The organism is Acetobacter persici, assembly GCF_018256955.1.
Classification (GTDB): Bacteria; Pseudomonadota; Alphaproteobacteria; order Acetobacterales; family Acetobacteraceae; genus Acetobacter; species Acetobacter persici.
The window spans coordinates 108,409-126,650 of the sequence record NZ_JAERKU010000004.1; the positions used below are offsets into that span (position 1 = coordinate 108,409).

The 18,242-nt window shown below is 57.5% G+C and carries 17 protein-coding genes; 12 read left to right on the plus strand and 5 right to left on the minus strand.

What is annotated here, in order from left to right:
* Positions 1-27 precede the first annotated feature (27 nt).
* The 8 genes from JK199_RS06995 to JK199_RS07025 all read left to right on the plus strand — a co-directional run bounded on the left by JK199_RS06995 (position 28) and on the right by JK199_RS07025 (position 8,452).
* The gene (locus tag JK199_RS06995; RefSeq protein ID WP_212374796.1) at positions 28-954 is read left to right on the plus strand and encodes an MBL fold metallo-hydrolase; all 927 of its coding nucleotides are present in this window, start codon (positions 28-30) and stop codon (positions 952-954) included.
* A 53-nt stretch (positions 955-1,007) separates the two neighbouring features.
* The gene (locus JK199_RS07000; protein WP_212374798.1) at positions 1,008-1,790 is read left to right on the plus strand and encodes a sulfite exporter TauE/SafE family protein; all 783 of its coding nucleotides are present in this window, start codon (positions 1,008-1,010) and stop codon (positions 1,788-1,790) included.
* Positions 1,791-2,009: 219 nt separating this feature from the next.
* Positions 2,010-2,384, plus strand: coding sequence for a 6TM ABC transporter family protein (locus JK199_RS15755; RefSeq protein WP_244984958.1), 375 nt, complete (start codon positions 2,010-2,012; stop codon positions 2,382-2,384).
* Complete coding sequence (gene cydD, locus JK199_RS07005; protein ID WP_244984959.1) at positions 2,351-3,706, plus strand: thiol reductant ABC exporter subunit CydD; 1,356 nt, start codon at positions 2,351-2,353, stop codon at positions 3,704-3,706. Before JK199_RS15755 ends, cydD begins: the two co-directional genes overlap by 34 nt.
* On the plus strand, positions 3,703-5,394 hold the full coding sequence (gene cydC / locus JK199_RS07010; RefSeq protein WP_244984960.1) for a thiol reductant ABC exporter subunit CydC: 1,692 nt from the start codon (positions 3,703-3,705) through the stop codon (positions 5,392-5,394). The genes cydD and cydC overlap by 4 nt, the downstream gene beginning before the upstream one ends.
* Positions 5,395-5,450: 56 nt before the next feature.
* A complete protein-coding gene (locus JK199_RS07015) occupies positions 5,451-7,067 on the plus strand; it encodes a cytochrome ubiquinol oxidase subunit I (protein ID WP_212374800.1) in 1,617 nt (538 codons plus the stop codon).
* Positions 7,068-7,094: 27 nt separating this feature from the next.
* Positions 7,095-8,234, plus strand: a complete 1,140-nt coding sequence (gene cydB / locus JK199_RS07020) for a cytochrome d ubiquinol oxidase subunit II (protein WP_212374802.1) — start codon at positions 7,095-7,097, stop codon at positions 8,232-8,234.
* A gap of 14 nt (positions 8,235-8,248) precedes the next feature.
* Complete coding sequence (locus tag JK199_RS07025; protein WP_025825954.1) at positions 8,249-8,452, plus strand: hypothetical protein; 204 nt, start codon at positions 8,249-8,251, stop codon at positions 8,450-8,452.
* 346 nt (positions 8,453-8,798) lie between these two features.
* Here the strand turns inward: JK199_RS07025 and JK199_RS07030 are convergent, their stop codons facing one another.
* A complete protein-coding gene (locus JK199_RS07030; protein WP_212374804.1) occupies positions 8,799-10,475 on the minus strand; it encodes a SulP family inorganic anion transporter in 1,677 nt (558 codons plus the stop codon).
* A 198-nt stretch (positions 10,476-10,673) separates the two neighbouring features.
* Positions 10,674-12,146, minus strand: coding sequence for an aminotransferase class V-fold PLP-dependent enzyme (locus JK199_RS07035; protein WP_212374806.1), 1,473 nt, complete (start codon positions 12,144-12,146; stop codon positions 10,674-10,676).
* Positions 12,147-12,261: 115 nt separating this feature from the next.
* Between JK199_RS07035 and JK199_RS07040 the strand changes: the two genes are divergently transcribed.
* A complete protein-coding gene (locus tag JK199_RS07040; protein WP_077930710.1) occupies positions 12,262-12,723 on the plus strand; it encodes an Lrp/AsnC family transcriptional regulator in 462 nt (153 codons plus the stop codon).
* Between the two features lie 61 nt (positions 12,724-12,784).
* Positions 12,785-13,135 (plus strand): arsenate reductase (glutaredoxin), encoded by a 351-nt coding sequence (gene arsC, locus JK199_RS07045; RefSeq protein WP_212374808.1) that lies wholly within the window; start codon positions 12,785-12,787, stop codon positions 13,133-13,135.
* Between the two features lie 51 nt (positions 13,136-13,186).
* On the opposite strand, the gene JK199_RS07050 is transcribed toward arsC, so the two are convergent.
* Together JK199_RS07050 and JK199_RS07055 are read right to left on the minus strand one after the other, a co-directional pair.
* Complete coding sequence (locus tag JK199_RS07050) at positions 13,187-14,302, minus strand: S-(hydroxymethyl)glutathione dehydrogenase/class III alcohol dehydrogenase (protein WP_077930712.1); 1,116 nt, start codon at positions 14,300-14,302, stop codon at positions 13,187-13,189.
* A 179-nt stretch (positions 14,303-14,481) separates the two neighbouring features.
* A complete protein-coding gene (locus tag JK199_RS07055; RefSeq protein ID WP_212374810.1) occupies positions 14,482-15,927 on the minus strand; it encodes an aminotransferase-like domain-containing protein in 1,446 nt (481 codons plus the stop codon).
* Between the two features lie 114 nt (positions 15,928-16,041).
* On the opposite strand from JK199_RS07055, the gene JK199_RS07060 reads away from it, so the two are divergent.
* Both JK199_RS07060 and JK199_RS07065 read left to right on the plus strand, forming a co-directional pair.
* Entirely contained in the window at positions 16,042-16,653 is a 612-nt protein-coding gene (locus tag JK199_RS07060; RefSeq protein WP_244984961.1) for a LysE family translocator, read from the plus strand.
* Between the two features lie 144 nt (positions 16,654-16,797).
* On the plus strand, positions 16,798-17,400 hold the full coding sequence (locus JK199_RS07065) for a GcrA family cell cycle regulator (protein WP_212374812.1): 603 nt from the start codon (positions 16,798-16,800) through the stop codon (positions 17,398-17,400).
* A gap of 111 nt (positions 17,401-17,511) precedes the next feature.
* Here JK199_RS07065 and JK199_RS07070 read toward each other — a convergent pair whose 3' ends face one another.
* Positions 17,512-18,225, minus strand: coding sequence for a bactofilin family protein (locus tag JK199_RS07070; RefSeq protein ID WP_199897405.1), 714 nt, complete (start codon positions 18,223-18,225; stop codon positions 17,512-17,514).
* Between the last annotated feature and the right edge of the window lie 17 nt (positions 18,226-18,242).

An 18,242-nucleotide genomic window follows, 5' to 3' on the forward strand; every position in this document is an offset into this window, starting at 1 on the left:
AATTAGAAACTAACAAGGACGCTCCTCATGACGGATGCCCCTATTGCCGCTGCCACAGCCCAGATTCTGCACGCTGAGCGCACCCCCGGACAGAAGCCCATCGTCAAAACGTTTTTTGATGAAGCAACCTTTACCGCAAGCCATGTGGTGCATGACCCGGGAACCAAAGCCGCCGCAGTGGTGGACAGCGTTCTGGATTATGACGCCGCATCCGGCCGCACCCGGTATGACTCCGCGCAGAAGATTGTCGATTACGTGCGCGCAGAGGGGCTGAAGGTTGAATGGCAACTGGAAACCCATGCGCATGCCGACCATCTTTCCGCGGCCCCCTGGTTGCAGGAGCAGGTAGGCGGCAAGCTGGGCATCGGCGCTGATATTGTGCGGGTTCAGGAAGTTTTTGGAAAAATCTTCAACGCAGGCACCCGCTTCGCACGGGATGGCTCTCAGTTTGACCACCTTTTTCATGACGGGGACCAGTTTCAGATTGGCTCCCTGAAGGCTACAGCCCTGCATGTTCCCGGTCACACTCCGGCTGACATGGCGTTTGTTATCGGGGATGCCGCCTTTATTGGTGACACATTGTTCATGCCCGATTACGGCACCGCCCGTGCGGATTTCCCCGGCGGGGACGCTCGGATGCTGTTCCACTCCATCCGCCGCCTGCTCACGCTGCCGGACCAGACGCGCCTCTTCCTCTGCCATGACTACAAGGCACCGGGCCGCACGGAGTTTGCGTGGGAAACAACAGTCGGCGCGGAACGGGCCCATAATATCCATGTGCATGACGGCGTGCCGGAAGAAGACTTTGTGACCATGCGCACCAAACGCGACTCCACACTCTCCCTGCCCAACCTCATCATGCCCTCAGTGCAGATCAATATACGGGGCGGCCATATGCCGGAGCCGGAAGAAAACGGCGTCAGCTACATCAAAATCCCCATCAACACGCTCTGAACCCCGCGCGAGCACACACCCTGTTCTTTCCGACCTGAGGCACACAGCAGACAATGTCAGATCCCCTCCTACAGACCGGGCTGGAAATTTTTTCCGGCTCTCTGGTCGGCTTTACGCTCGGGCTTATCGGAGGCGGGGGGTCTATTCTGGCAGTGCCGCTCATGGTGTATCTGGTAGGTGTTGCCAACCCGCATGTCGCCATTGGTACCAGCGCACTGGCTGTTGCCATCAACGCGCTGGTCGGGCTGGCGCAACATGCCCGCGCCCATACCGTCAAATGGCGATGCGCCGCCATTTTTGCCTCCTGCGGTGTGCTGGGTGCTTTTATCGGCGCGGCTCTCGGTAAAGCAGTTGATGGTAAAAAACTGCTCCTGTGCTTTGCCATTCTCATGATTGGCGTCGGGATTCTCATGCTACGGGGCCGCAGGAATGAAGGCTGCCCCGGCGCAAGCTGTAACCGGGATAACGCCGCAAAAGTGGCCGGCTATGGCGCGGGCACCGGGCTGCTTTCCGGCTTTTTCGGGATTGGCGGCGGCTTTCTGATCGTACCTGGCCTGATTGCCTCCACCGGCATGCCTATTCTGAATGCCGTCGGCACCTCGCTGGTCGCCGTCTCCGCCTTCGGACTCAGCACCGCCGCCAGTTACATGATCTCCGGCTATGTGGACTGGTCTCTGGCCGGACTGTTCATTCTGGGTGGCGCGCTGGGCAGCCTGCTCGGGACTCGGGTGGCCCGTTCCCTGGCGCAATCCAAAGGGGCGCTGACCATTTTTTTCGCCTGCGTGATTTTCTGCGTAGCGACTTACATGATCTGGCAATGCCTGTCCGGCCGATAACGGCGGATACTTAACCCAATAAATTAAATATCGTCTTCCTGCTGAAGACTGGGACGGGGCCTTAACGGCCCCGTTTTTGTTTTTTCGCGCCAGCCCTGCACTGAGCGCGCACCGCCGTACCCTTGACGGAAAATAGTTTCATAAATATTTTAATATTGCTTTCATTAACTATGAAAGTGTATTTCTTCATGACGCTCTTCCACAGGCAGGCACCCTTTCATGCACGCTCACTCTTCCAACAACGACTGGCAGACCGCCGGCATGGCCCGGCGGGCCAAAGGCTGGCTGGCTGGCAGCGTGATGCTGGGCGGTATGGCGGCGGTCCTGTTTGTGCTCCACCTCACGCTGCTGGCGGGCCTGATTGATGCTCTGACCTTCCACGGCGCGTCCTTTGCTACAGAGCAGCACACGCTCTTCCTGCTCATCGCCGCACTGAGCGGCAGTCTGATTCTGCAAGGACTGGCGGACAGAGCCGGGCTGGAAGCCGGATTACGGATTGCAGCACAGGTGCGGCAGGACGCCCTCGCCATCTGTTCCGGGCAGGGCCTGTCGGGGCTACGATGCTCCCCGCTGGCCGTATTCTCACCACCCTGACGGAAGGGGTGGATGCGCTGGAACCCTATTTTGCCCAGTATATTCCCCGTGCAGCCATGATGGTCGTGCTGCCGCTGCTCATTCTTGGCGTGGTGTTCCATCTGGATGGCTGGAGTTTTGTAATTCTGGCCTGCACAGGGCCGCTGATCCCGGTTTTTATGGCGCTGGTCGGGTACAGCGCCCAGAGCATCATGGACCGGCAATGGATGCAGCTTGTTGTGCTCGGCTCCAGCTTTCTGGATTCCCTGCGCGGCCTGCCCACTCTGCGCCTGCTGGGGCAGACGCAGGCCAGCATCGCCCGGATGGCAGCCGCCACGGAAGCACACCGGGCCAGCACCTTGTCTGTCATGAAAGTTGCTTTCCTGACGTCTGCCGTTCTGGAGTTTTTCTCCAGCCTGTCCATCGCCCTCGTTGCTGTGGTGTTCGGGGCCAGACTGCTCTCCGGCACGGCGGACTTCCGTTCAGCCTTTCTCGTTCTGTTGCTGGCACCAGAATATTTCATGCCGCTCCGGGCTTTTTCCGCCAGCTATCATGCCCGCCAGAACGCAACAGCCGCCGCATCCCGACTGGCTGATGTGTTTGCTCTGCCGGAAATGGGCATAACCAACAGAGCAGACCAACAGAACACCGGCACCACCCGCCGCATAGAGCAGCTTGTCTGTTCCGGCCTGAGTGCAAAGTATGATGGAACACCCCCGACGTTGCAGGATCTCTCCTGCACGTTCAGCCGTGGCACACTTACCGTCATAACCGGAGAAAGTGGCGCGGGAAAAACAACTTTCCTGCGCCTTGTTCTCGGTTTTTTACAACCGATGTCCGGTGAGATCCGCGCATGTGACGCAACAGGCGCGTCTGTTGCGGGCTGGCAAAACCACACCGCCTGGGTTCCTCAGCGTCCAGTTATGGCACTCGGCAGCATTGCTGACACTCTGCGCCTTGCAAAACCAGACGCAACAGAGGCTGAGCTACGCGCTACGGCGCAGCAGGCCGATGCTCTGGATTTTATTCTGGCTCTGCCAGAAGGTTTTGAAACATCTGTAGGGGAAAGGGGCGCATGCCTCTCCGGCGGCCAGATCAAACGGCTGGCTCTGGCCCGCGCCCTGCTGCGCAATCCGGATATTCTGTGTCTGGATGAGCCCACATCCGATCTGGACCCGGAAAGCGCCTTGCGTGTGGCACAGGCCATCCGTCGTTGCTCCGCAGACCGGATTGTTCTTGTTGCCACCCATCATGCCGCCATGACGGCACTGGCTGACCAGCGCCTGCATCTCAGCCAGAGGCAGGGAGATAGTCTCTTTACAGATCAGAGGGCCTGCGCATGACCATGCTGACCTTCTCAGGCCTTTTCACACGCGCTTTGCGTAGGCCTGTCCTGCTGGGTCTGGCACTGGCCTGTGTGGCTGCTCTGGCCAATTTCGGACTGCTGTTCCTGTCCGGCTGGCTTCTGGCCGGGGCAGCCAGCGCGGGAGCCGCGGAGCTGGCCGCACAGCAGGCCTTCAACATGATGCTGCCTGCAACAGGTGTGCGCTTTTTTGCGACGCTCCGGATTATCACCCGCTATCTGGAACGGCTGGTCACGCATGATGCCAGCCTGCGCCTGACAGGCCGCCTGCGGGTCTGGACCTATACAAAGCTCGCACCACAGGCTCCTGCCGGACTGACCGACAAACGGGGGGGCGATCTACTTTCCCGCTTTGTGTCGGATACAGATCGCGTCGGCCAGTCCTATACAGACACATTTATTCCTTTTGCGCGGGCGCTCCTGTGCGGGCTGGTTTTTTCTTTCATTTTCGGCATTTTTCTCAAAGAGGCAGGTTATGTTCTGGCTCTGGGTATGCTGGTTTGCTGCCTGCCTGTGCCTGTAAGCGTTGGTCTGTTATCTGGCCCCCGCCTGCGTGCGCTCGCAACACAACGCGGCGCATTTCAGGCCGATCTGGCAGACACGCTGACGGGTTTGGGGGAATATCTGACGTTAGGGGCCAGCGAGTCCCGCCTTCTGGCGCTGGAGACACAGCAGAAAAGCCTCCAGCGGACAGAACGCTCTCTTGCCACACTGGAAAGTGGTGCGCGCAGCCTGATCACGCTTATTGGCTTGCTCACCACACTCTGCGTCATTTTTCTGGCTATGCAGGCATGCCATCAGAACATCCTCTCCGCACCGGAAATCCCGATGCTCGCTCTGGGGTGTCTGGCCGCCTTTGATGTCGCACAGCCTTTACCTGCCGCCTGTCAGGCTTACACCCGCGCCCGGATTGCGGCGGAACGCCTGCAAGCCGCATGTCATGCACCGCCTTGTGTGCCTGCTCCTGTCACCCAGCCCCCTGCTCTGCATGCGCCGCTGGATCTGATTCTGCATGATGTCTCCTTCCGGTATCCAGATAGTCCGAACCCGGTTCTGCATCATGCCAGCCTGCACATCCGGCAGGGAGAACGGGTGGCTCTTATCGGCGCTTCCGGGGTTGGAAAAAGCAGCCTGATCAGCCTCCTGAGCCGGTTTTACCCGTATCAGGAAGGGGAGATGACGCTCGGTGGGCAGGACCTGCGGGCCTTCTCCACGGAAGATCTTGCAAAAACCATAAGTGTTGCACAGCAAGACTTCCATCTGTTCAACGGCAGCATTCGGGACACACTTCTGCTGGCAGACCCGATGGCCGACGATGCACGCCTCCATGACGCCCTGCGCATTGTGCAACTGGACGGCTTCGTGCAGCACGCCCCCAACGGGCTGGACACACTGATCGGGGATGAAGGGCTTGCCCTTTCCGGCGGGCAGGCCAGACGGCTTGTACTGGCACAGGCACTACTGCGCAACACCCCCTGGCTCATTCTGGATGAACCCACTGAAGGTCTGGACCAGAAAACCGAATACAGCCTGATGCAGAGCCTTATTTCCGCAAGGCCAGATGCCACTCTTCTGTGCATCACACATCGGCGTACCCTGATCCCGTTTATGGACCGGACACTCACGCTGGCAGGCGGCCAGATCTGCCCGGCGGAGGAGGTGCCATGAGACGATAATCCTGAAAATCCCCCGCTTAAGAGTGCCTCTGATAAAGGATTTTTAAAATGGATATGATCAACCCGACCGTTGTTGATCTCTCACGCTTTCAGTTCGCGCTGACAGCCCTCTACCACTTCATGTTTGTTCCCCTCACGCTGGGACTAACATTCATGCTGGCTGCCATGGAAACAGTCTATGTCGTTACCGGCAGAAAAATTTACAAAGACATGGCCATGTTCTGGGGCAAGCTGTTTGGCATAAACTTTGCCCTTGGTGTTGCGACCGGCATCACCATGGAATTTGAGTTCGGCACCAACTGGTCCATGTATTCCCGCTTTTTTGGGGATATGTTCGGCACGCCGCTGGCCATTGAAGGTCTGATGGCCTTCTTTATGGAATCGACCTTTGTCGGCCTGATGTTTTTTGGCTGGGACCGCCTGAGCAAACAGGCGCATCTGGCTGTTACCTATCTTGTTGCGCTGGGGTCCAACCTGTCGGCTCTATGGATTCTGATTGCCAATGCCGGCATGAATGTCCCGCACGGCGCACATTTTGACCCGGATACGATGCGTCTGGAATTTGACAGCTTTGTTAAGCTGATTTTCAGCCCGGATGCACAGGCCAAGTTCGTCCATACCTCGGTTGCAGGCTATATTTCTGCGGCACTCCTCGTAATGGGGGTCAGCGCATTTTATCTGCTGCGCGGCCAGCACCGCCAGTTTGCCGCCCGCTCCTTCCGCATGGCCGCCCTGTTTGGCATTATCTCTACGGTTGCCGTCATTACGCTGGGCGATGTTCTGGGGCGGGAAGACTATATGGAACAGCCCACCAAAATCGCTGCGATTGAAGGTCTGTGGCACACCAGTAAACCGCCCTATGAACCCTGGATTCTGGCGGCCCTGCCTGACGATGCTAAACAGGAAAATCACTTTGAAATCGGTGTTCCGTTTGTTCTGACACCCCTTATCACGCATGACTTCAATACACCCATTATGGGCATGCATGAACTGGAAGACGCCGCGGCGCCGCGCATTGAATCCGGCATTACCGCCGTGGCGGCTCTGCACCGCTATCAGGAGACGCACCAGCAGGCTGATCTGGACCAGTTTAAAGCGCATGAAGCCGACCTCGGCTTTGGATTTCTGGCAACACGCCACGCCCCCAATCAGGACGTAACCGCTATCCCGGCGGACGCACTCCAGAGCGTTATCACTCAGACAAAACCTGACATTCTCCCAAACGTTTTTGTAACCTTCTGGTCTTTCCGCATCATGGTGTTTCTTGCGCTCTACTTCTTTGCGCTGTTCGCCATTTCCGCTTACCTCAGCCTCAAGAACAGGCTGGAGCGTAATAAACTCATTCTTAAAGCCTGCATGTGGTCCATTCCGCTCCCCATTCTGGCAACAGAATTCGGGTGGATTACCGCAGAAGCAGGCCGTCAGCCCTGGACCGTGTTCAATACGCTGCCAACCTTCCTGTCCGCCTCCACGCACAGCACCTCCTACATGGTGTTCTCTCTGGCTGGCTTTGCGCTGCTCTACAGCATCTTCATCGCGGCGGAACTGTATCTGATGTTCAAATTCGCCCGCCTTGGCCCTGAGGCTCATGACGCCCCGCATGGTGCAGACTCTTATGCGCCGCAGTATGCAGGCACGGGCAGCGCCCACGCGTCCGGCCACTGATGCTTCTGTTAAAAGAAAGGTCCTGATATGGAACTTTATGCACTTCTTAAACTGGTCTGGGCGGCGCTGCTGTGCGTGCTGCTGATCGGCCTTGGCCTGATGGTCGGCATGGATATGGGCGTTGGCACCCTGCTGCGCTTTGTGGGCCGGAATGATGGGGAGCGCCGCACCGCGCTCAACATTATCGGCCCGCACTGGGACGGAAATCAGGTATGGTTCATTCTGGGTGGCGGGGCGATTTTTGCGGCCTTCCCGACCCTGTATGCCACATCTTTTTCCGTGTTTTACGTGGTGATGATCCTGCTGCTGTTCAGCATGATCCTGCGTCCGGTAGCTTTTGAATATCGCTCAAAGGCCGACTCTCATCTGTGGCGCGCAAGCTGGGACTGGGTTTTTCTGATTTCCGGCTTTCTGCCCATGTTTATCTACGGAGCAGCCTTCGGGAACATCCTGCACGGTGTTGGTTTTCACTTTGGCTGGACCGGGCAGTATTATCAGGACAGTTCCTTTTTCTCTTACCTGATCAACCCCTTTGCCATTGTCTGTGGCCTGATGTCTGTAGCACTCAGCGTGTATCAGGGAGGTGTCATGCTGATGCTGCGGGCAGAAAACCCGATTTATGACCGCGCCCGCCGCTACGCCCTGCGCGGTGGGCTGGCCGCAGCAGTGCTGTTCCTGATCGGCGGTGTCTTTATCTCCCGCATGCAGGGGTTTGTCTTTACCGCGCCGGTCAACCCGGCCATGCCAGCATCCCCTCTGCATGGCCAGCACGTCGCTATGGTTGCAGGTGGCTGGCTGCATAATTTTGCAGCCCATCCGGTTCTGTGGCTTCTGCCACTGCTGGGTCTGGCAAGCATGATTGGCGGAACACTGGCAGTCCATCTGAATAAAACCATTCTGGCATGGTGGACCGGACTTGGCTCATGGATTGGCACCATCGGCACGGTTGCCGCTGCCATGTTCCCGTTCTTCATGCCCTCCACCACAACGCCGGACCAGAGCCTGACAGTCTGGAACAGCTCTGCCAGCGCCTATGGCCTGACCTGTATGCTGGTGGTGGCACTCATCTTTGTGCCCATCATCCTCTGCTACACCTCATGGTGCTATTATGTCATGCGCGGCAAGGTGCATACGGCAGACATCGTTAACGATAGTCACAGCTACTGAGAGGGAATTTTACCATGCAACTTCTGCGTCTGGCCGGTCTGGCCGCTGTTCTGGTCGTCTCCCTGCTGTTTGCCGTTTTTGTGGGGGATCAGGGCCCCTGGTACTTTGCCTGGGTGATTGGCACCATCATGATCATTCTGATCTCGGGTGCCGGAGCAATTCTGCTGGATGCCCAGCAGGATGGCACAATCAATTCTTCTTCCGATCAGGAGGTATGAGCTATGTTAGGAGATCTTGAAGGGATCATTCTGTTTATTCCTGCATTTTACCTTCTGCTTTATCTTATTGCTTATCGGGTCGTGCGTAAGTTCTTCCCGTAACTCTCTTCAGAGCAAAGCAGACGATGTGACCCCACGCCAGTTTTCTGGCGTGGGTTTTTTTGCGGGTTCGCACCTAAGTGCAGAAAAAATAATTCTTAAAATCTCTTTTTTATTTATACTATTTTTATAAATAAATTTGTTTTCTTGTTATGTTTTTATGGTATTTTATACATATGGCTTACCAGCGGAGCGCACGCTTCAGCTTCTGGCCTGTTCTGACAAAAAGCCTCACAAGCTTCTGCTCTCATGCTGCTTCGCACGCGGCATGAGAGCGGGCAGCAGCAACTGCTGTATGAAGCTGCGCGTAGATATTTCCCTCACCCAGAACTTCAGTAATCCGGTGACGTTCCATGTCCGCCCGCAAAAACGGATTAACACGCCCAAATGCAACCAGCACTGACTGTGCCTGTAATTCCTGCAAAACCGTGCGCAACAGGCAGGCCGCAGAATAATCAATATCCGTAATGGCGCTGGCATCCACCACCACACACCGGACAGGCACAGGGGCTGTGCTGATCAGAAACCGGAGATCATCCGCAAAGCGGTTACAGTTTGCATAGAACAGATCCGCACAGAACCGATAGACAATCATGCCCGGTTCCGTCTCCACCCCGGCTTTGACAAGAGAGGCCTCCAGAAGTTTTGTATGAGCATCTTCCTGCAAAACCATTGTATGCGGCTCATAACTATGCCGCACATGCCGGAACAGGGAGAGCGCGATAGCGACCAAAATCCCCTGCTCAACCCCGATCCCGACAACTGTGGCGGCCGTAATCAGCGCCAGTCCGAATTCCCCCGGACTTTCCTGCCGGATGCGCCATAGCGCACGCAGATCAATCATCCCCATCGCCACATTGAACACAATAGCGCCCAGCACGCAGCGCGGCAGATAGCGCAGCGGGGCTGTAAGAAACAGCAGAACAACCAGCGTGACACAGGCAAACACCAGTTGGGCTCTCTGGCTGCGTGCCCCGGCCTGCACGGCCATGGCGGTCTGGGTCGGGCTGCCATTAACCGTGAAGGTACCGCTGAGCGAGGCAACGGCATTTGCGGCACTCAGTCCCAGAATATCCTTATCTTCATCCGTATTTTCCTGAAATTCATAAGCGTAGATACGGGATGTTGCTGCACTTTGCGCAATAATCACAAACACGCAGGATGTTGCCACTGGCAGCAGACTGAGAATATCATTCCACCCGACCTGCGGAAAATGCAGGGACGGCAAACCGCCAGAAAGCGGGCCAACCACCTCTACCCCGCGCGCCTCCAGCCCGAGTGCCCAGCTTGCGAAAATGCTCCCGACAACCAGCACCAGTGCCAGCGGCTTATGCGGTGCCAGTTTTTCTCCCGCATATAAAAACAGGCACATGCCACAGGACAAGGCGGCCGTTAACGGAACGAGATGCGGTAAGTTTTTCAGCAGATCGAGACATTGCACAAAAGGATTATGCGCAGTGGGGTGCAGCCCCAGCATGTCATACGACATGGCAATGCCAACCTGTAAGCCAACTCCGGCCATAAAGCCGACCAGCACCGTGCGGGAGAGAAAATCTGCCAGAAAACCCAGCCTGAACAGCCGCGCCACCAGCAGGAACCCGGCGCTGAGTAACGCAACCATGCTGACAAGCGCCATATAATGCGCGCTTCCGGGGGGAGCCATACGCGCCAGCGCGCTGGAAAAAATAGCAGCGGTTGCGGAATCTGCCGCCACCACCAGATGCCGTGAGGACCCAAAACCTGCAAACGCCACCAGTGGCAGCAGGACCGTATACAACCCGGTAACCGCAGGCATGCCTGCAATACGGGCATAGCCCAGCACCTGCGGGATATTCATGCAGGCCAGAGAAAGCCCCGCCAGCGTATCCCGCACCGCACCGGCCCGGTCACCCTGCCCCCATGTTCTGAACAGGTTTTTCAGCATTTTGCCTCCCCCACAGTCTTCTGACTACTCAGGGCGTTTTGCCGTTAATCAGCCGCTGCGTCACCTTTTTAAAAAACAGGTCTTCTTCATTAAAAAAGCCCCCCTGCTTCCGTATGGGAACAGGGGAGCTTGGACTGCGTCAAAAAATATCAGAAAATTCAGTGCCTCTTCTGCTTGTATAAAGCAGCTTTTCAGGCCTTATTCCGCAGCCAGCGGCTCCTGATAGCGGAAACGGGCTGTCGCAACATCACACACATAAGACCGTGCGAGAGATGCCGCATTTTCCGCGAGTTCATTCACGGCATTCAGAATATAATCAACTTTGCTATCATCCATCAGCACACTGAAATTCAGCCGCACCCAGCCCGGCTTTTCTACTTCCTGCCCCGCGCGGATGGCCTCATGCATCTGCATGGATTCTGCCTCACCCAGAGCAAGGAGCCGGTGCGCATACGGCCCGGCGCAGGCGCATCCGCCACGCGCCTGAATACCATACAGGTCTGACAACATCCGGGTAAAAAGCTGATGATGAATCCTGTTCCCCTCAGGATCTGTCACCCGGAATGAGAAGATCGGCAGATGCTGTTTTGCCTGCGCATTTCCCAGAAGTTCCAGGTGCGGATTAGCATGCCAGCACGCATAAGCCCGCTGATACAAAGCCTGATTCCGCTCTGCCATAAATGCCGCACCCAGCGCATCTTTGACCAAAAAACACAACGCCGCCCGGATATTCCCCACAACATCCGGCGTGCCTGCTTCTTCCCGTGCGATGACGCTCCCTGAATAGTCATGCCCCCAGGGGGACACAAAACGCACGGTGCCACCACCGGGCAGCGTCGGCTCCTGCGTTGCCACAGCCGCTTCCCGCACAATCAGCATGCCCGACGCGCCGGGGCCACCAATAAATTTATGCGTAGAGAGAACAACGGCGTCTTTTTCCGCATCTGTCCCGGCTTTCATGTCGATCGGCAGGTAAGGCCCTCCCCCGGCATAATCCCAGACAGATTTTGCACCGTATTTTTTAAGAAGCCGCGTGACAGAATCAGTATCTGTCACAATACCTGTGACATTGGAGGCACTGGAAAAAGCGCCAATTTTCAAACGGTCCGGAGCGGCTGCGGCCAGATGCGCCTCCAGTTGCGCCAGATCCGGCCCACCCTCCGGCGCTTCTGCAATTTCAATCAGTTCCGCGCCACTTTCCCGCCAGGGGAGAATGTTGGAATGGTGCTCATACGGGCCAATCAGCACAAGGGGACGTGCCCCTGCCCGCACGGCATCCCGCACCCCAAGCAGATGCACAAGGCGATTGAGGCCTGCGGTAGCGCCATTGCCGGTAAAAATTGTCGCAAAGCCCTGCTCCGCCCCACACAGGCGCGCAATAATCTTCCGAGCCTCATGCCGCATACGGTTCATGACCTGACCGCAGAACGATGCTTCCGTATGGCTGTTGGCATAGTAAGGCAGAACCTGTGTCGCCACCGTCTGCTCAATAAGGCCCAGAGCCCGGCCAGAGGCAACGTAATCCGCATAAACCAGCGTTTTAGGGCCGAAGGGTCCGGGAATTGTCAGCGTATCGCCAATAAGGTCTGCGCGAAGGCGGGCAATAACATCTCCGCCCTGCAAGTTTTCGGCAAAACGGGAAAAAACGTTTTCTGGAGAAGAGATCATCATAGTCCGGAACCACAAACGCTGGAAAACACTGTTCCGCAATCTTAAGAAAACTCCGACCAAAAAAGATTCCCTATTTCATGATTGAATCCCGCTATATTCGATCATATGATCGGTTATGACCCATAAACTTGATAGTTTTGATCGCGCCATTTTACGCGCCCTGCAGCAGGATGCCTCCTTATCCCAGCGGGATCTGGCGGAGCGGGTCGGAATGTCTCAAAATGCCTGCTGGCGGCGGCTGCAAGCTCTGAAAGCCTCGGGCGTCATGCAGGGAGAGACGCTGCGTCTGGACCGCGCCGCGGTGGAACTGGATCTGACCGTGCTGGTGCTGATCAAAACACGGCATCATTCTCAGGACTGGCTGAAAAACTTCCGGCAGATCATCCTCTCCATTCCCAACATTGTCGATTTCTACCGTATTGCCGGAGAGTATGATTACATGCTGAAAGTCGTAGCAAGAGATATGAATGCGTTTGATGCGATTTATCGGAAAATGATAGAAAAAATCGACATAGATACTGTGACCTCCTACATGGCGATGGAAGCGATTGCGGATAACCGCCCTCTGCCTGTCTGAGGCGTTTCTCCTGTTCAGAAGAGACTTTTCCTTTTTCTAGCCCCGACTCAAGGATGCTGTGATGCCTGTTACACTTTACCACAACCCTGCCTGCGGCACCTCCCGCACAGTACTCGGCCTTATTCAGGATGCTGGCATAGAGCCCGAGATCGTCCTGTATCTGAAGACACCCCCCAGCCGGGAAAAGCTGGCGGAGCTTGTAGAGCAGACAGACCTGACCGCACGTGACCTGCTGCGCCAGAAAGGCACGCTCTATGAAGAACTGGGCCTGAAAGACGCATCCGTAACGGATGATCAGATTCTGGATGCCATTGCCGCACACCCGGCGTTGCTCAACCGCCCGATTGTTGTGACAGACAAGGGGGCCGCTGCATGCCGCCCGGCGGAGACAGTGCTGCGCCTGCTGCCCTGAGGCAGACCAGAAAAACGCCCCGGCATAAAAACACCGGGGCCAGAAAACCTTTTAATATTCAACCACGGTGCGAATACTTTCACCCCGTGCCATCATATCAAAACCTTCATTGATTTTTTCCAGCGGGAGCGTGTGGGTAATAAGATCATCAATATTGATCTTATGCTCCATGTACCAATCAACAATTTTCGGCACATCAGTCCGTCCGCGTGCCCCACCAAAGGCAGAACCGATCCATCGCCGCCCGGTGACAAGCTGGAACGGGCGCGTGCTGATTTCCTGCCCTGCTCCCGCCACGCCGATGATGGTCGAAACACCCCAGCCACGATGCGCACATTCCAGCGCCTGACGCATCAGGGTCGGGTTGCCCACACATTCAAAAGTATAATCGGCGCCACCGCCTGTCAGTTCAATCAGATACGCAACCAGATCACCGTTCGGGCCAAGGTCTTTCGGGTTTACAAAATCCGTCATCCCGAATTTGCGGGCAATCGCTTCCCGCTCAGGGTTGATATCAACACCGATGATCCTGTCCGCCCCGACCATTTTGGCACCCTGAATGACATTCAGACCAATGCCACCCAGCCCGAACACGGCTACGGTCGAACCCGCTTCAACTTTAGCGGTAAACAGGACGGCCCCGATGCCGGTCGTGACACCACAGCCGATGTAGCAGACCTTATCAAACGGGGCGTCTTCCCGAATTTTCGCCAGAGCGATTTCCGGCAGCACCGTGTAATTCGCAAAGGTCGAGCACCCCATATAATGGTGGATGGGCTGGCCCTTGAAGGAAAAGCGGGACGTACCATCCGGCATCAGCCCCTTACCCTGTGTGGAACGGATGGCAGTGCAGAGGTTGGTCTTGCGGGAGAGGCAGGATTTACATTCCCGACATTCCGGCGTGTAGAGCGGAATCACGTGATCACCGGGTTTCAGGTGCCGCACACCGGGACCAACCTCAACCACAATCCCAGCCCCTTCATGGCCCAGAATAGCAGGAAACAGTCCTTCAGGGTCCGCACCGGAGAGCGTATATTTATCCGTGTGGCACAGGCCCGTCGCCTTGATTTCCACCAGAACTTCACCCTCACGCGGGCCTTCCAGCTGCACGGTTTCAATTTCAAGCGGTTTTCCCGCTTCAAAAGCTACGGCGGCCCGTACGTCCATGCTTATCCCCTGTCTTTCTATGGTATGACCCGTGTGCCGGGCAGAAAGCCCGGTCTTTCCGCCAGAATAACCCCAGCCTGAACCCGAGGGCTACAGCCGGGCCTGTGTTCTCTGGTCACATCTGCTTTTCCAGCATGACACATCTGTATCGCAACCAGAACAAGAGGGGTGTCCAGGCGTCAGGCGGAAAGCAGCTTTTGCAGAACAGACCAGAACTTTGGGTGGTCCGCCATGCTGACTGTCAGCCTGATGCAGGACGAGGGAGCCTGCACGGGTGAAAACAGAACACCCGGCGCCAGCAACACACCCTTTTCCGCCGCCTGACGCGCCAGAACCTCGGAATTACGCCCGCAATCCGCCCAGACAAAAATGCCCGCATGGGGCAAATGCGGCACCGTCAGGCCGCAGGCAATCATCCGCTCAATACAGCGTTCCCGCGCCTGATCAACCCGTTGCCGCAGCCGCACCACCTGCCGCCTGTACTGCCCTTCCTGCAAAAGCCTGTGCACCACACATTCCCCCAGAACAGAGGTGGTGAGGCCCGCCAGCAACTTCAGATCCGTCAGCCGCAAAATCAGCTCCGGCGCAGCCGCCAGAAAGCCCACACGCAACCCCGCCGCCAGCGTTTTGGCATACCCCCCTACCAGAATGACCCGCTTCAGCCGGTCCAGTGAGGCCAGCCGGACCGGAATACCGGGATGAAAATCGGCATAGGTATCGTCTTCAATAATCAGAAAATCATGTTTTTCTGCCAGCCTCAGCACATCATGCGCAGCCGCGGCGGATAAGGTCTGCCCGGTTGGATTATGCACAGCACTGTTAATCAGAAACAGTTTAGGCTTATGCGCTGCCGCCAGATGATCCATCACATCCAGATCAGGCCCGTCCGGCCCGCGCGGCACCCCGACAATCCGCACCCCACAGGCGGCAAGACGCCCGAAAATCAGAAACCAGCCGGGGTCTTCGACCATCACGGTATCACCGGGCTGGAGCAGGAGACGGAACAGCAGATCCAGCGCATGGGTGACGCCTGCTGTCAGCATCAGTGTCTGGTCACGCTGAGCCGCAATCCCCTGACTTTGCAGTTGGACAGCAAGCTGTTCCCGTAACGGCGCATAACCGCGCGGGTGCCCGTAGCCAAGGCAGGCCGCACCTGCCCCCCGGCCTACCGCACGGATGGCAGTGTGCACCATCTCGGTATTCATCCACTCTTCAGGCAACAGGCCCGCCGCAGCCGAGATTTCCACAGGAGCGGCTTCCGGAAACATGCCTCGGAGCAACCAGGCCACATCAAGCTGAGAGGGCAGGGCTGAAGGAGCCACAGCCGCATCCGCCAATGGCGGGAGTGGAACAGCGGCTTTAACAAAATACCCGGCACCCTGCCGGGGTTCGATCAGACCTTTGCTCACCAGACGGTCATACGCTTCCAGCACAGTAAAGCGGCTCACCCCGGCACTCTCCGCCATGCGCCGCACGGAGGGCAACCGGCTGCCAGCCCGCAGCAGATGGTCTGCAATCCGGCTTGTCAGCTCCTGCTCAAGCTGCACCACCAGCGTAGTCTCGCTCCCCCGCACCGGGTGCCAGTGCGGGATCAGCGCCGCGGTGCCGCGTTTTGGAACTGGCATGGTTTTTCCTCCGGAACAGTCTGAAAACTGTTGTGCAAACTGTACCGGGTCTGTTCCGGCATTTTCCTGAATACTGACATGCTCCCGCTTTCTGCAAACGGAGTTTTGCGCATCATGTCCTTCTGGAGCAGCTTCGGCCCCCTGACCGCTTTCGCTCTGGTGGCCTCCATCACCCCCGGCCCGAACAACACCATGCTGGCCGCATCCGGCCTGAACCACGGGTTTCGGCGCTCCATCCCGCATATTCTAGGTGTTACCCTCGGGTTTGTGCTGATGGTCGGGCTGGTCGGACTTGGGCTGGGTGTGGTGTTTGAGCGGTTTCCTCTACTGTATGTCTGGCTGAAATATCTGAGTGCGGCCTACCTGCTCTGGCTGGCGTGGAAAATTGCCACAGCAAGCCCGGCCTCAGCAGACTCCGGCGCAAGCCAGCCGATCAGCCTCATGCAGGCAGCGGGGTTCCAGTGGGTTAACCCCAAGGCTTGGATTATCGCCATTGGCATTGTCTCCGCTTATCTGCCGCACGAGAATTTTCTGTTCGGGCTGGCTCTGGCTTGCATCATCTGCGGGGTAATGACCCTCCCCTGCGTCAGCCTGTGGACAAGCTTTGGTGCCCTTATGCGCCGCTGGCTGAGCCAGCCTTCCATTCTGCGCGGCTTCAACCTGACCATGGCCGCCTTGCTTGTGGCCTCCCTCTATCCGCTGATGATGGAAGCGGGTACGCATTAAGAGGCCGGAAAACAGCATGAAACCCGTATGATTTCAAGAATTTCTGGCCTTTCTCCTTGAGATACCCCTGCTCTGGCCTTAATATGCCCGGCACTGAAGCATCTGGCTTCACTGACCCGTGACAATACGAAAAGGTGCCTGTGCATGGAGTGGACCGATGAAACGATCGCCCGGCTCAAAGAGCTCTGGGCGGAAGGCCTCTCAACTGCAGAAATTGGCCGTCGGCTCTCCATCACCAAAAACGCCGTGGTGGGCAAAGCGCATCGCCTGAGCCTGCCCCCGCGCCCCTCCCCCATCCGGCGGAGTGACAAATCCAAGGCAGCAACCCCGGAAAGTGCTGTAAAAGCCGCTCCGGTGGCAGCAGCCTCGGTAAAGGACAAAGCGCCTCAGCCTGTAGCCACTATCGCAGACACACAGCCTGCTCCCGTCCCCGCTGCCAGTGTGGACACCCCCGCCAGCAAACCGGCTGCTCCGCTGCCCAAAGCAGCAGAAGTCAAACCCGCCAAGGTCGAAAAAGCGCCGGCGGCTCCGCGCACTCCGGCAAAGCCCAAAACCTCTCTGCGCAGCATTTCCGACCCGGAACCCAAAAAACGCCGTGGCCCGTCCTGCTGCTGGCCAATTGGTGACCCCGGCACACCGGGTTTCCATTTCTGCGGGGCCACTCCGCTGCCGGGCAAACCCTATTGCGCGGAACATGCGCAGATTGCGTATGTCAAACTGCGTGACCGGCGCGATAACGTCGCCTGACACACGCCGTAGTCGGCATAAAAAAGCGCGCCTCCCTGCATCAGCAAGGGGCGCGCTTTTTTGTTCCTGCGTGCAGACGGGGGCTTTCACCCCCGCCTGATCACTCCAGGATCAGCCTTCGGCTTTAACCGGCGTATCAGCAGCAGGTGTTGTAGCAGCAGGCTTGGGTGCGCTGTTGTCATCGCTCAGCATTTCAAGCTGACCGGTGATCTGCCCACCATCTTCCACCTTCAGGCGGCGGCAGGCGGCCTTGCCCAGCAGGCGGCCGGTTGCGCGTACCGTCAGGCTGCCGCGCACGGTCAGGGAGCCATCAACCGTTCCGGCAATTTCTGCGTTCTCAACTTCCACACCACCGCGGAACAGGCCGCCCGGCATCACAGCAAGTTCCTTTGCGGAAATCATGCTGGATTCCACAGTGCCTTCCACAACCAGACGTTCGGCATCCTGCACGGTGCCCTGAACGCTGATGCCACGGCCGACAACAAGAGTCCGCTGGTCCGGGACGTCTTTTTTCGGCTGCTGCGGTGTCACACCGCGTGCAGCAGCGCCCGGCATGGGGGGCACGCCAGCGTTAGGAGAGAGGGGGGAACCGGGGGGAAGAGGCGCACGACCCATTGAGGTCTCCTTTGTTGCGTCTGGACGGGGAGCAGGTGCCGTTCCGCTGCCGGATGGCGGAGGCGAACCCGCGGGAGAGGAAGGAAAAAGCGTACCAAATGAGCCAGCAGGACGCGCAGCGCCCGGCTGACTGGTACTCTGACCGGCATTTTGCCCGGCCGGTCGGTTATCTTCAGGCTTGCGTCGTTTAAACAAGAATCCCCCCGCCATGCTGGCTGCCGTTGTGC